The sequence below is a fragment of the Nocardia testacea NBRC 100365 genome, assembly GCF_000308775.1.
GTDB classification, from domain to species: Bacteria; Actinomycetota; Actinomycetes; order Mycobacteriales; family Mycobacteriaceae; genus Nocardia; species Nocardia testacea.
On record NZ_BAGJ01000270.1, the window covers coordinates 35363 to 48140 of the forward strand.

The following is a 12778-nucleotide window of genomic DNA, read 5'->3' on the forward strand; positions in this document are numbered from 1 at the left end:
CGGGCGCAGAATACGGCGTGTTCACGCGGTGGTCGGGCAGACACGCGGGAGGGCGTTCCCGGGAGTCCGCCCGGGCGATTCCTAGGTGATGCGTTCGAAGACCGCCGCCAGTCCCTGCCCACCGCCGATACACATGGTCTCCAGACCGTAGCGGCCCTCCCGGCGGTCCAGTTCGCGCAGCAGGGTGGCGAGGATGCGGGCCCCGGTGGCGCCCACCGGGTGCCCCAGGGAGATGCCCGAACCGTTGGGATTGAGTCGTTCGTCCTCGGGCTCGATCTTCCAGTTGCGCAGTACCGCGAGGGTCTGCGCGGCGAAGGCTTCGTTCAGCTCGATGACCGACATATCGTCGAGCGTGAGACCCAGTCGCGCCAAAGCCTTTTCGGTCGCGGGGACCGGGCCGATACCCATGGTGCGCGGCGGTACCCCGGCGACGGCCCAGGAGGCGAGGCGGGCCAGTGGCCGCAGGCCCAGGGCGCGGGCGCGGGCGGCGGTGGTGACGATACAGAGCGCGGCGCCGTCGTTCTGACCGCTGGCGTTTCCGGCGGTCACCGTGGCCTCCGGATCGACACCGCCGCGGATCGGGCGCAGTCTTGCCAGGGCTTCTACGGTGGTGTCGGCCCGGGGGTGTTCGTCGGTATCGACCAGGATCGGGTCCGTTTTCCGCTGCGGCACCGCGACCCCGACGATCTCGTCGGCGAACCGGCCCGCCCGCTGGGCGGCGACGGCCCGCTGATGTGACTGCACCGCCAGCGCGTCCTGCTCCGCCCGCCCGATGGAGTATTCGGCGCGCAGGTTCTCCGCGGTTTCGATCATGCCGCCCGGCACCGGGAAGTTGCTGCCCCCCGCGCTGACCCGGGCCCGGGCCAGCCGGTCGTTCAAGGCGATACCGTCGCCCCTGACACCCCAGCGCATATCGGTGGCGTAGAACTCCGCCCGGCTCATCGACTCCGTGCCGCCGGCCAGCACCAGATCGCTACCGCCGGTGGCGACCTGCATACACGCCTGCAATACGGCCTGCAGTCCCGAGCCGCAGCGCCGGTCCACCTGGAGGCCGGGCACCTCGACTCCGAGTCCGGCGTCCAGCGCCGCGACCCGGCCGATGGCCGGTGCTTCGCCGTTGGGGGAGGCCTGGCCGAGGACGACGTCGTCGATCTGGTCCGCGGACAGGCCGGTGCGGTCGAGGAGTTCGGTGATCAGGCCGGCGGCCAGGGTTTCCGGGGCGACATCTTTGAACACCCCGCCGAACCGGCCCACCGGGGTGCGCAGGGGTTCGCAGATGACGGCGTCGATCATGGCATTCCTTCGTCGTTGTTCAGGCGCGGTTCTGTACCTGCGCGAGATCGCTGCTGATGGCCGCAGCCGTGGCCAGCAGCGGAGGCAACAGGTCGGCCCGCACGCTCTCGGCGGTGTATCGGGCGGCATGGGTGGAGATGTTCACCGCGGCGCATACCGTGCCGGTGTGGTCGCGAATGGGAGCGGCCATCGAGCGCAATCCCTGCTCGAGTTCCTGATCGACCAGGCAGTAGCCGGCTTCCCGGGTGCGGCGTACCTGTTCGCGCAGTTCGTCGCCGGTGAGGACGGTGCGGTCGGTGAGTGGGGTGAGGGTGACTTTCGCGAGGTATTCCTCGAACGCCGCCTCGGTGAGGCCGGCCAGCAGTACCCGGCCCATCGAGGTGCTGTAGGCGGGGAACCGGGTCCCGATGGTGATCGAGACGGTCATGATGCGGCTGACCGGTACCCGGGCCACGTAGACGATGTCCTCGCCGTCGAGGATGGACACCGAGGTCGATTCGTGTACCTGGTTGGCCAGGTGCTCCAGATGGGGCCCGGCGACCTCGGGCAGGCTCAGGCTCGACAGATAGCTGTAGCCGAGTTCCAGCACCCGCGGGGTGAGCCAGAACAGCGAGCCGTCGGTGCGCACGTACCCCAGTTCCACCAGGGTGAGCAGGAAGCGGCGCGCGGTCGCCCGGGTCAGCTCGGTGGCCTTGGCGACTTCGCTGAGGGTGCGCCGGGGATGGCCGGCGTCGAAGGAACGGATCACGGCGAGGCCGCGGCCCAGCGATTGCACGTAGTCCGGGGAGGGTTCGGTCATGGTCGATGTGTTTCCTCGTCGGCGGGTCCGGCCGCGGTGTCGTCGGCCGGGCGGGACCCGACGCCGTCGGCCAGCGCCGCCTTGCCGAGTCCGAAGGCGAGGTTACTGTTCGGCACACCCGCGTAGACCGCGGTGTGCAGGAACACCTCGGCGAGTTCGGAAGGCTCGACACCGGCTCGCAGTGCCGCGCGGATGTGCATATCGAGCTCGTGGGTATTGCCCACGGCGGTGAGTACGGCGAGAGTGAGCAGGCGCCGGGTGTGCTGGTCCAGGCCGGGCCGGCTCCACACATCGCCCCAGGCGGTACGGGTGATGAAATCCTGGAACGGCTCGGTGAATTCGGTGGTGCCGGCCACGGCGCGGTCGACATGGACGTCCCCGAGTACCGCGCGCCGCACCCGCATGCCCTGCTCGAATGCCGCCGTGCGTTCGCGCCCACCGGCGATATGCGCGGTGATCAGCGCCGAGATCCGGCCGGCCTGTTCGACATTGGCCAGGTGGGCGGCGGGTTCGAGCACGTGCAGTACGGAATTCGCGATCCCGTCGGCGAGACGGCGCATATCGTCGGGTGTGGTGGCCGGATCCTGGGCGCCGGCGATCACCAGCGTGGGGGCGGTGATCCGGGCCAGGTCGGGGCGCCCGTCCCAGTGCGCGAGGGCGACGCAGCAGGCGGCATAGCCCTCGTCCGGCGTGGCGGTGACCATGGCCCGGCTGCGGGCGATGAGTTCGGGGTCACGGGCGGCGAGGCCGTCGGTGAACCAGCGGCTCACCACCGCGTCGGCGAGCGATCCGGTGCCCTCGGCGCGGACCGCGGCGGCCCGGTCGAGCCAGGCCTGCGGGGTGCCGAATTTCGCGGCGGTGCAGAGCAGGGTCAGGGTGCGGACCCGGGTGTGATGGTGGGCGGCGATTCGCTGGGCGACGGCACCGCCGAGCGAAAGCCCGACCAGGTGCACCGCGTCGCGGCCCAGCCGGTCCAGCAGCGCGAGTACGTCGCCGGCGAGCTCGGCCACGGTGTAATCGCCTGCCGGAACCGGGGATTCGCCGTGCCCGCGCAGTTCGACGGCGAGTACTTCGTGGTCGGCGGTGAGCGCCGCGACCTGCGGGTCCCACATCGACCGGTCCGAACCGAGCGAGCCGAGAAGTACGACGGTCGGTGCGTCACCGGCGGGGCCGAAAGCCCGGTAGGAGAGTTCGACGCTCGTGGTCGGATCCGTTGCGGTCGACGCCATATCACCTGTTCCGTTCGATTGGTTCTTCGTCATATCTCCGGGTCACCGTGGCCCGGCGGCTTCGCGGGTCGCCGGATCGGCGGCTTCGTCACCGCGTTCGGTGAGTACCCGCGTGACGAAATCGGCTGCGTGACCCAGGTATCCGGCCGGGTCCAGCAGTTCCCGGACCCGGTCCGCGCCCAGGTATTCGATGATTTCCGGGTCGCTGTCCAACGCCGGGGGGTCGGCGGTGGCCGCGGCGGTCACGATCTCGCGCGCCCGCTCGGTGTGCTCGGACAGGGCCGCGGTCACCCGTTCGGCCAGCAGCAAGCCGCCGGTGACCGCGAGATTGCGCGACATCGCCGCCGGATCGACCCGCAGGCCGGCCAGGCTCTGGGCCAGCCGGTGGGCGGCGCCACCGCCGAGGCGGAGCAACTCGGTGACCGTCTCCCATTCGGCGTGCCAGGCTCCGGCGGCGCGCTGCATTTCGTGGTCCATCGCGCCGAGCGCGGTCGCGACCAGGCCGGGAACTCGCCGGGCCGCGGCGCGCGCGGTGATCGCGGCCACCGAATTCCGTTTATGGGGCATCGCCGACGAGCCGCCGGGGGAATCCTCGCCGACCTCGCCGAGTTCGGTCGCCGACAGCGCCACGATATCGGTGGCGATCTTGCTCACCGCACCGGCGGCCACACCCAGAGCCGTGGCGAGTTCGGCGACGGGTGTGCGGTCGGTGTGCCACGGTACGCGCTGCGGCGCGAGCCCCAGCTCCGCCGCCAGCGCGTCGGCGACCGCCGGGCCGTGCGGGTACAGCGCCGCGAGGGTCCCCGCGGCACCACCGAACTGGACCGGGAAATCGGCGAGTGCGGCGGTCACCGAACCCGCCGCCCGGTCGAGGGCGACGCACCAGCCGGCCGCCAGCGCGCCGAAGGTGGTGGGTAAGGCTTGCTGGCCGAGAGTGCGGGCGGCCATCGGGGTGTCGCGGTGAACGCGGGCCAGGCGCGCGGCGGAGCCCGCCGCGGCGCGCAGCTCGTCGACGACCAGCGTGCCGGCCCGCTGGGCCAGCAGCGCCAGGGCGTTGTCGAGAATGTCCTGGCTGGTGGCGCCCTTGTGCACGGCCGCCGGAGGAACATCGGCCGCGGCGCAGGCCCGCCGCAGTTCACCCACGAGCGGGATGACCGGGTTCCCGCCTGACACCGCGGCGTGGCCGAGCTGCTCGGGATCCAGTCGCGCGGCCAGCTCCGGACCGGCCGCGTCGATGGCGTCCGCGTATCTCTCGTCGAGCATCCCGGTGGCCGCCTGGGCGCGGGCCAGCGCGCACTCCACCTGGATCAATGCGGTGATCCAGGCACGATCGGACAGAGCGGCGCCGAGCTCGGCCGCCCCGAAAAGCGGATCGAACAGCTCTCCACGCGGCACTCTGGTCTCCTAGAAGTGGAAGAACGGCATTTCGGCGCCGTCCGGATCGGCGTCCTGGACCACGATGTCGAGGTGGTAGCCCTCGGCCGTGGCGGTGGCGATCAACCGGTGCCGCCGGGCCTCCGGCAGCGCGCTCAGGACCGGGTCGGCGGCATTGGCGGACTGCTCATCGGGGAAGTAGAGCCGGGTGACGAGCCGGTTGAGCATGCCGCGCGCGAAGATCGACACATTGAGGTGCGGTGCTTCGGTGGCCTCGTCGCCGAGGGTGAGCGCGCCGGGCTTGACCGTGGTGAACCGGGCGGTGCCGGTCGCGTCCGCGGGGCACCGGCCGAAACCGCGGAAGGCGGGGTCGGTTTGCGGGCGCGGGTCGTCCGGATGCTCGAATACGCCCTCGCGGTTGGCCTGCCAGATCTCTACGAGCGCGTCCGTGATCGGTGTCCGGGCACCATCACTAACCGTCACTGTGACGGTGATGGCGCCGTCCGTGCCGGGAGTGACCACATCGGGGCCGTCCGGCCAGGGTAGGCCGATATGGAGGAACGGCCCGACGGTCTGCGACGGCGTGGGGCCGAAATCCGCCGTGGTGAAATCACCGGGGGTCTGCCGATAGCAGGGGGCGAAGTCGGTGTCAGTCATCGTGGTCGTCGTCCTCCTCGAACGGGGTCGCGTCGCGGCCGCGCAGCACGATGTCGAACCGGAAGCCCAGCGCCCAGTTGTCGGTGGTGGCCTCGTAGTCGAATACGCTCACCATGCGCTGGCGGGCGCCGTCGGGAACCGAGTTGTAGATCGGGTCCTGGAAGAACATCGGGTCGTCCGGAAAATACATCTGGGTCACCAGGCGCTGGGTGAAGGCGCGCCCGAACAGCGAGAAATGGATATGGGCGGGGCGCCACGCATTGTGGTGGTTGCGCCACGGGTAGGCGCCCGGCTTGATGGTGGTGAACGAGTAGTGTCCGTCGCTGTCTGTGAGTACCCGGCCGACGCCGTCGAAATGCGGGTCCAGCGGGGCCGGCCACTGGTCGCCCTGGTGCCGGTAGCGCCCGGCGGCATTGGCCTGCCAGACCTCGACCAGTGTGTTCGGTACCGGCTTGCGATCGCTGTCGAGTACCCGTCCGTGGACCACGATGCGCTGCCCGACCGCCTCGCCGCCGCGGGCCAGGGTCAAGTCGGCGTCCGCCTCGGTGACACGGCCCTCGCCGAGCGCCGGGCCGGTGAGTTCGCCGAGTCGCTGGGGGAGCAGGATCAGCGGCTGCTTCGGGTGGCGGAGGGCGGTGGTGCGGTAATCGGCGAAGTCGAGCGGGGCTTCCTCGTCCTTGTCGATACCGCGGTACCGCGGGGGCAGTTGGCGCATGCGCGACCTCGCGTTCGGGATGTGGACATTGCTACGGGATGCGAACAGCATAGGACCCGGCTCGGACCGGATCAATGACCGTGCGCAGAGTTCACTATACGCACATGAGTTCACATTCCGCACAATTCTGGTTACTGTGGAACGCGTGATGGACAAAGTCATTGCCACAGCCGCCGAAGCGGTCGCCGATATCCCCGACGGCTCTTCCCTGGCCGTCGGCGGATTCGGGCTGGTCGGGATCCCGGAAATACTGATCAACGCGCTGCTCGACCAGGGCGCCACCGATCTGGAGGTCGTCAGCAACAACTGCGGCACCAACGGCTTCGGTCTCGGTGTACTGCTCGCGGCCCACCGGATCCGCCGCACCATCAGCTCCTATGTCGGCGCCAACGAGGAATTCGCCCGCCAGTACCTGGCCGGCGAACTCGAGGTCGAGCTCACCCCGCAGGGCACCCTCGCCGAGCGGATGCGGGCCGGAGGTGCCGGTATTCCGGCTTTCTTCACCCCGGCCGGTGTCGGAACCCAGGTCGCCGAGGGCGGGCTGCCGCTGCGCTACGACGGCGCGGGTGGGATCGCGGTGGCCTCACCGCCGAAGGAGACCCGGGTATTCGACGGGGTCACCTATGTCCTCGAGCGCGGGATTGTCACCGACTACGCGCTGGTCCACGCCTGGAAGGGCGACCGGCACGGCAACCTCGTCTATCGCGCCAGCGCTCGCAATTTCAACCCGCCCGCGGCTGCCGCGGGCCGTATCACCATCGCCCAGGTGGAGCACCTGGTGGAACCCGGCGAACTGGACCCCGACCGGGTGCACACCCCGGGGATCCAGGTCCAGCGGGTCGTAGCCGTGGGCAAGGTCGAAGTAGGTATCGAGAACAGGACGGTGCGCGCATGACGCTGACCCGCGAACAGATGGCGGCCCGGGTCGCCGCCGAACTAGAAGACGGCCAGTACGTCAATCTCGGCATCGGCATGCCGACGCTGGTGCCCAACTATCTGCCCGATGACATCACCGTCGTGCTGCATTCGGAGAACGGTGTTCTCGGAGTGGGCCCCTATCCCACCGAGGACGAACTGGATCCCGAGCTGATCAATGCCGGCAAGGAAACCATCACCGTGCGGCCCGGCGCCTCGTTCTTCGATTCCGCGCAGTCCTTCGGCATGATCCGGGGCGGTCAGGTCGACGTGGCGGTACTGGGCGCCATGCAGGTCAGTGCTCGCGGCGATCTGGCCAACTGGATGATTCCGGGCAAGATGGTCAAGGGAATGGGCGGCGCCATGGATCTGGTGCACGGCGCCCGGCGGGTGATCGTGATGATGGACCATGTCTCCCGGTCCGGGGAGCCCAAGATCCTGGACGAGTGCACCCTGCCGCTGACCGGTCTGGGCTGTGTGGACCGGATCATCACCGATATGGCCGTGCTCGATGTGACCGAGCACGGGTTGGTGCTGGTGGAAACCGCTCCCGGTGTGACCGTCGCCGAGGTCCGGGCGGCCACGGGCGCGGCCGTCGAGATCGACGACGCACTGGCCGAGCGGGTCGGCTGAAGGCGATGTCGTGCTTTCGGCCTGTTCACAGGGCCGGCAGTTTGTCCATGGCCGTCCGGATCACCTCCAGGAAGAAACGCTGCGCGGCGCTCCGCCCGGGCGCGTGCCGGGTGTAGGCGGCCACCTCGACCGGTTCGATGGACCAGGGCAGCGCGAAGATCCGCACGGCATGGGTCCGGGCCAGTGCGCGCGCGACTCGTTCCGGGACGATGGCGACGAGCTCGCTGTCCTGCACCACGTACGGAAGTGTCGCGAACCGGGTGACCCGGACCGCGATGCGGCTTTCCAGCCTCTGTTCGACCAGCGCCCGGCGCGGCCCCAGATGACCGCTGCCGCCGTCCACCACCACATGCCGTTCGCGCTCGAGTTCTTCGTGGGCCGGTGTGCCGGTGCGCAGCCGCGGATGGTCGGCGGCGACCATGCCCGCGTATCCCTCGGTGAACAGCGGCGTACGCCGCAGCCGGGGCGAATCGAGGACCGGGCTGGCCACGATGGCGTCCATCTCGCCACGGGCGAGCCGATCGGTCGCGGTGTCCAGGTCGAACGCCTGGATCCGCAGGCCCGCCCGTGGCGCCTGGGCCGCCAGTTCGGCCAGGACCAGTGGGAGCACCGTCACCTCACCCAGATCCGAGAGCCCGAGGGTGAAGCGGGTGGGCCGCCCCGGATCGAAGTCCGTGGTCGCGCCCAGCGTTTCGGTGACCTCCGCGAGTGCGGCACGCAGCGGCGGGTACAGCCGTTCGGATTCCGAGGTCGGCACGAGGCCGCCGGGCCCGCGGACGAACAGCTCGTCGTCGAGCCGCCTACGCAATTTGCCCAGTCCGTAGCTCACGGTCGGCTGTGTGACGCCCAGCAGATCGGCCGCGGCCGTGACGCTGCGCGTCTCGTAGAGCAGGACGAATGTCCGGACCAGGTTGAGGTCCACATCGGATGTCATAGATCTCCTCTATTCCACTTCAGAAAATCATCTATTGGATTTCTGATGAAGCGGAGCTTAGCGTGAGTGCCGTCACAGACCGGGTCGCGTCGTCCGACCCGAAGATCAGAAGAGAACCCCCATCATGAACAAACTGCTGTCGTGGCCGGCCGCGCTGTGCTGGCTCACCGTGCTTCTCGACGGATACGACCTCGTCGTCCTCGGCGCGGTCATTCCGACACTGATCGACGAGAACCACGCCGGGTTCACCGCCTCGGGCGCGACCTTCGCCGCGACCATCTCCCTGGTCGGCGTCGCCATCGGCGCCGCCGGAGTCGGTCCGCTCGCCGACCGCTACGGCCGCCGCTCGGTCCTGCTCGCGTCGATCACCCTGTTCTCGGTGTTCACCGTGGCGGTCCCGTGGGCCGGATCGGTCGCGGTGTTCGCTGCCTTCCGGTTGCTCGCGGGCCTCGGACTCGGCGCCTGTATGCCGACCGCGCTCACCTTCATGGCCGAACACATGCCCGCCTCGCGCCGCGCCTTCGCCAGCACCTTCACCATGACCGGCTACCACTTCGGCGCGGTCCTGGCCTCGCTGTTCGCGCTGTGGCTCGTGCCGAACTGGGAGATCCTCTTCTATGTGGGCGGTATCGCCGGTTTCCTGCTGCTGCCGCTCATGTGGTGGAAGCTGCCCGAATCCGATGCCTATCTGGCGGTCCAGAGCAAGACCGAACGCGTCGGCCCCACCGTGGTCCTGCAGCCGAAGTACCTACGCACCACTCTCGGCGTGTGGGTCGGCTCGTTCATGGGACTGCTGCTGGTCTACGGACTCAACACCTGGCTGCCGAAACTGATGCGCGACGCCGGATACAACATGTCCACCTCGCTGACCCTGCTGCTGGTGCTGAACATCGGCGCCATCATCGGCCTGATCGTGGCGGGGACCCTGGCCGACCGGCGCGGCACCAAGCCGACCATTCTGGTCTGGTTCGGCGCGGCCGCGGTACTGCTCGCCCTGCTGAGCATCAAGGTGCCGAACACGGTCCTGCTCAATGCCCTGGTGCTGGTAACCGGTATCTTCGTCTTCTCTGCCCAGGTGCTCGTCTACGCCTACGTCACCCAGGCCTATCCGGCCGAGGTCCGCGCCACCGCGCTCGGTCTCGCCTCCGCGGTGGGCCGCCTCGGCGCCATCTTCGGGCCGAGTATCACCGGCGCGCTCATCGTGGCCGGTTCCGCCCATCCGTGGGGCTTCTACTTCTTCGCGGTGGTCGCCGCGATCGGGTTGCTCGCGCTGGCGACGGTTCCGCGCCTGGCCGCGCGGCAAACGGAAACCCCGGCCCCGGCACCCACCACCGCATCCGGCGATACGAAGGAGTACGCACTGTGACCACCACTCGGACCCGGGTAGCGATCGTCGGGGCGGGCCCGGCCGGACTGCTGCTCTCCCATCTGCTGCACCGATCCGGAATCGACTCGGTGGTCCTCGATATTCGCAGCCGGCAGGATATTGCCACCACCATCCGCGCCGGCATCCTCGAAGCGGGATCGGTGCGCACCCTGGTCGACACCGGGGTGTCCGACCGGGTGATCACCGAGGGTGACCGGCACGACGGCGTGGTGTTCCGGTTCGGCGGTGAGAACCACCGCATCGACTTCCAGGAACTGGTCGGCGAATCGGTCTGGCTGTATCCGCAGAACGATGTCTTCGTCGACCTGGCGGCCCGGCGCGAGGCCGACGGGGGCGATGTGCGCTACGGCGTCGCCGAGACCGCGGTCGACACCTCCGGCGTACGGCCCGTGGTGACCTTCCTCGATTCCGACGGCCGCCCCGGTCGGATCGACGCGGACCTGGTGGTCGGTTCCGACGGCTCCCGATCCATCTGCCGCAAAGCCTTCCCGGCCGGGACCCGCGGTGAATGGTTCCGCGAATACCCGTTCGCCTGGTTCGGCTTCCTCGCCGAGGCGCCGCCCTCGCATCCGGAACTGATCTATGCCCAGTCCGAACACGGCTTCGCGCTGGTGAGCCAGCGCACGCCCACCATGCAGCGGATGTATTTCCAGTGCGCGCCCGGCGAACGGCCCGAGGACTGGGACGACGACCGGATCTGGGCGGAGATGCGTCGCCGGGTCAACGGGAACGGTTTCGCGATCCAGGAGGGGCCGATCAGCGCGAAGATGGTGCTGCCGTTCCGCTCCTTCGTCACCGCGCCGATGCGCTACGGCCGGTTGCTGCTCGCCGGCGACGCCGCGCATACCGTACCGCCGACCGGCGCCAAAGGGCTCAATCTGGCCCTCGCCGATGTCCGCGTACTGCACGAGGCGATCACCGATTTCCTCGCCGGTGCGGGGGAGGAGGCCCTCGACCGCTACACCGACCGGGCTCTCGACCGGGTGTGGAAGGCCCAGCACTTCTCCTACTGGATGACCACCATGCTGCACTCGGTCGAGGGAGCGTCACCGTTCGATATCGCCCGGCAACGCGGCGAATTGGCATCGGTCACCGGTTCTCGGCACGGCGCCGCATACCTGGCGGAGGCCTATACCGGATGGCAGCAGGCGGCCTGACCGCCACAGCAGGGCCGCCGGTCGGCCACCGCGGCCGCGCGAAGTCGGCGTAAACGCCCACAGCCGGTGTGGGCGGCGGGATACTCGTCCGCGCGGCCACCATCTCCTACGCACCACACCGCACTCCAGGAGCTACCCATGACCACCACCGATCCGGCCACCACCGCCTGGCACGACGCACTGTTCGACGGCACCTTCCGCTCCGTCTCCCGCACCATCACCGTGATCTCGCCCGCCACCGGCGCGGTGCTCGACACGGTGGGTGCGGCGGGGGCCGCCGAACTGGAGACGGCGGTGCGCTCGGCGACGGCGGCGCAACAGGCCTGGGCCGCCCGCACCTACGACGAGCGGGTGGCGGTGCTGCTGCGCGCGGCGCAATTGCTCGGCGAGAACCCGGACCGGCTCGGTTCCTGGCTGGTCGCCGAGGCCGGTTCGGGGCAGGGCAAGGCGGCCTTCGAGGTCGGCCTGGTGAAAAGCGAACTGCAGGAGTCCGCGGCCCTGGCCGCGCACCCGTACGGGGAGATGCTGCGTTCCGGTAAACCGCGCCTGTCGGTGGCCCGCCGCATTCCGGTGGGGATCGTCGGCGTGATCTCGCCGTTCAACTTCCCCGCCATCCTGTCGATGCGGTCGGTCGCACCGGCGCTGGCCCTGGGCAACGCGGTGATCCTCAAACCGGATCCGCGTACCTCGATATCGGGTGGGCTGGCCCTGGCCGAACTGCTGCGGGACGCGGGGTTGCCCGCCGGGGTGCTGCACGTGCTGCCCGGTGGTGGTGAACTGGGTGCGGCCATGGTCGAGCACCCGCGGATCCCCTGCCTGTCGTTCACCGGATCCACGGTGGCCGGGCGCCGGATCGCCGCGGCGGCCGGGCCGCTGCTCAAGAAACTCCACCTCGAGCTGGGCGGCAACAATGCGCTGCTGGTGCTGCCCGATGCGGATGTGCAGGCGGCCGCGTCGGCGGGTGCCTGGGGATCGTTCCTGCACCAAGGGCAGATCTGCATGACCACCGGCCGGCACCTCGTACACCGGTCCATCGCCGAGGAGTACGTGGCCGCCCTGGCGGACAAAGCGCAGCACATTCCGGTGGGCGATCCCACCGACCCGGGCAATGCGCTGGGCCCGATCATCGATGCCGGCCAGCGCGACCGGGTCCACGGACTGGTCACCGCCGCGGTCGAGGCCGGGGCCACGGTGGCCGCGGGCGGGCAGTTCACGGATCTGTTCTACCGGCCGACCGTGCTCACCGGCCTCACCCCCGGCAACCCCGCCTGGACCGAGGAGATCTTCGGCCCGGTGGCGCCGGTGCTGGTCTACGACACGGTCGAGGAAGCCGTGGATATCATCAACGCCTCCGAATACGGCCTGTCCGTGGGCATCCTCACCGGCGACGCCTTCAGGGCCTATGAACTCGCCGACCGGATCGTCTCGGGCGCCGTACACATCAACGATCAGACCGTGGACGACGAGGCGCCGATCCCGTTCGGTGGCCTGAAGGCCTCCGGAGTCGGCGGCCGGTTCGGCGGGCCGACCGCCAACCTCGATACCTTCACCGAAACCCAGTGGATCACTGTGCAATCCGAGATCCAGCGGTACCCGTTCTGACCGACTGTACGGGCCGGCTACGGCTCCGTTCGGAGGCGGCGTCCATCGGGTTCGGATCGTCCGTACCCGGCGCCGACCGGGTT

12 protein-coding genes are annotated in these 12778 nt (G+C 69.6%); 5 read left to right on the forward strand and 7 right to left on the reverse strand.

Going from position 1 to position 12778, the window contains the following annotated elements:
• Positions 1-81: 81 nt before the first annotated feature.
• From ON38_RS30725 to pcaH, 6 genes are read right to left on the reverse strand one after another with little or no spacing between them, the layout of a single operon-like run.
• Positions 82-1293, reverse strand: coding sequence for an acetyl-CoA C-acetyltransferase (locus ON38_RS30725; RefSeq protein ID WP_039828614.1), 1212 nt, complete (start codon positions 1291-1293; stop codon positions 82-84).
• A gap of 19 nt (positions 1294-1312) precedes the next feature.
• Entirely contained in the window at positions 1313-2092 is a 780-nt protein-coding gene (locus ON38_RS30730) for an IclR family transcriptional regulator (RefSeq protein ID WP_039828615.1), read from the reverse strand.
• The gene (pcaDC, locus tag ON38_RS30735; protein WP_039828616.1) at positions 2089-3321 is read right to left on the reverse strand and encodes a bifunctional 3-oxoadipate enol-lactonase/4-carboxymuconolactone decarboxylase PcaDC; all 1233 of its coding nucleotides are present in this window, start codon (positions 3319-3321) and stop codon (positions 2089-2091) included. Before pcaDC ends, ON38_RS30730 begins: the two co-directional genes overlap by 4 nt.
• A 42-nt stretch (positions 3322-3363) precedes the next feature.
• A complete protein-coding gene (locus tag ON38_RS30740; protein WP_039828617.1) occupies positions 3364-4716 on the reverse strand; it encodes a lyase family protein in 1353 nt (450 codons plus the stop codon).
• Between the two features lie 9 nt (positions 4717-4725).
• The gene (gene pcaG / locus ON38_RS30745; RefSeq protein ID WP_039828618.1) at positions 4726-5352 is read right to left on the reverse strand and encodes a protocatechuate 3,4-dioxygenase subunit alpha; all 627 of its coding nucleotides are present in this window, start codon (positions 5350-5352) and stop codon (positions 4726-4728) included.
• Positions 5345-6067, reverse strand: coding sequence for a protocatechuate 3,4-dioxygenase subunit beta (gene pcaH / locus ON38_RS30750; protein ID WP_039828619.1), 723 nt, complete (start codon positions 6065-6067; stop codon positions 5345-5347). Before pcaH ends, pcaG begins: the two co-directional genes overlap by 8 nt.
• 148 nt (positions 6068-6215) lie before the next feature.
• Here pcaH and ON38_RS30755 point away from each other — a divergent pair, with 148 nt between their 5' ends.
• Together ON38_RS30755 and ON38_RS30760 are read left to right on the forward strand one after the other, a co-directional pair.
• Positions 6216-6962, forward strand: coding sequence for a CoA transferase subunit A (locus ON38_RS30755; protein WP_039828680.1), 747 nt, complete (start codon positions 6216-6218; stop codon positions 6960-6962).
• Positions 6959-7615: a CoA transferase subunit B gene (locus tag ON38_RS30760; RefSeq protein WP_039828620.1), complete on the forward strand. Its 657-nt coding sequence runs from the start codon at positions 6959-6961 to the stop codon at positions 7613-7615. The genes ON38_RS30755 and ON38_RS30760 overlap by 4 nt, the downstream gene beginning before the upstream one ends.
• 25 nt (positions 7616-7640) lie before the next feature.
• On the opposite strand, the gene ON38_RS30765 is transcribed toward ON38_RS30760, so the two are convergent.
• Positions 7641-8549 (reverse strand): LysR family transcriptional regulator, encoded by a 909-nt coding sequence (locus ON38_RS30765; RefSeq protein WP_039828621.1) that lies wholly within the window; start codon positions 8547-8549, stop codon positions 7641-7643.
• Positions 8550-8673: 124 nt separating this feature from the next.
• On the opposite strand from ON38_RS30765, the gene ON38_RS30770 reads away from it, so the two are divergent.
• From ON38_RS30770 to ON38_RS30780, 3 genes are all read left to right on the forward strand, one after another.
• Complete coding sequence (locus ON38_RS30770) at positions 8674-9915, forward strand: MFS transporter (protein WP_083873235.1); 1242 nt, start codon at positions 8674-8676, stop codon at positions 9913-9915.
• On the forward strand, positions 9912-11093 hold the full coding sequence (locus tag ON38_RS30775) for a 4-hydroxybenzoate 3-monooxygenase (protein WP_039828622.1): 1182 nt from the start codon (positions 9912-9914) through the stop codon (positions 11091-11093). The genes ON38_RS30770 and ON38_RS30775 overlap by 4 nt, the downstream gene beginning before the upstream one ends.
• Before the next feature lie 138 nt (positions 11094-11231).
• Entirely contained in the window at positions 11232-12695 is a 1464-nt protein-coding gene (locus ON38_RS30780) for an aldehyde dehydrogenase family protein (RefSeq protein ID WP_039828623.1), read from the forward strand.
• The last annotated feature ends 83 nt before the right edge of the window (positions 12696-12778 follow it).

Bases quoted from the DNA above. Each gene is read 5' to 3' on its own strand.
- pcaH (WP_039828619.1), bottom strand. From the start codon at position 6,067: ATGCGCCAACTGCCCCCGCGGTACCGCGGTATCGACAAGGACGAGGAA.
- ON38_RS30760 (WP_039828620.1), top strand. From the start codon at position 6,959: ATGACGCTGACCCGCGAACAGATGGCGGCCCGGGTCGCCGCCGAACTA.
- ON38_RS30780 (WP_039828623.1), top strand. From the start codon at position 11,232: ATGACCACCACCGATCCGGCCACCACCGCCTGGCACGACGCACTGTTC.
- ON38_RS30770 (WP_083873235.1), top strand. From the start codon at position 8,674: ATGAACAAACTGCTGTCGTGGCCGGCCGCGCTGTGCTGGCTCACCGTG.
- ON38_RS30765 (WP_039828621.1), bottom strand. From the start codon at position 8,549: ATGACATCCGATGTGGACCTCAACCTGGTCCGGACATTCGTCCTGCTC.
- pcaG (WP_039828618.1), bottom strand. From the start codon at position 5,352: ATGACTGACACCGACTTCGCCCCCTGCTATCGGCAGACCCCCGGTGAT.
- ON38_RS30725 (WP_039828614.1), bottom strand. From the start codon at position 1,293: ATGATCGACGCCGTCATCTGCGAACCCCTGCGCACCCCGGTGGGCCGG.
- ON38_RS30755 (WP_039828680.1), top strand. From the start codon at position 6,216: ATGGACAAAGTCATTGCCACAGCCGCCGAAGCGGTCGCCGATATCCCC.
- ON38_RS30730 (WP_039828615.1), bottom strand. From the start codon at position 2,092: ATGACCGAACCCTCCCCGGACTACGTGCAATCGCTGGGCCGCGGCCTC.
- pcaDC (WP_039828616.1), bottom strand. From the start codon at position 3,321: ATGGCGTCGACCGCAACGGATCCGACCACGAGCGTCGAACTCTCCTAC.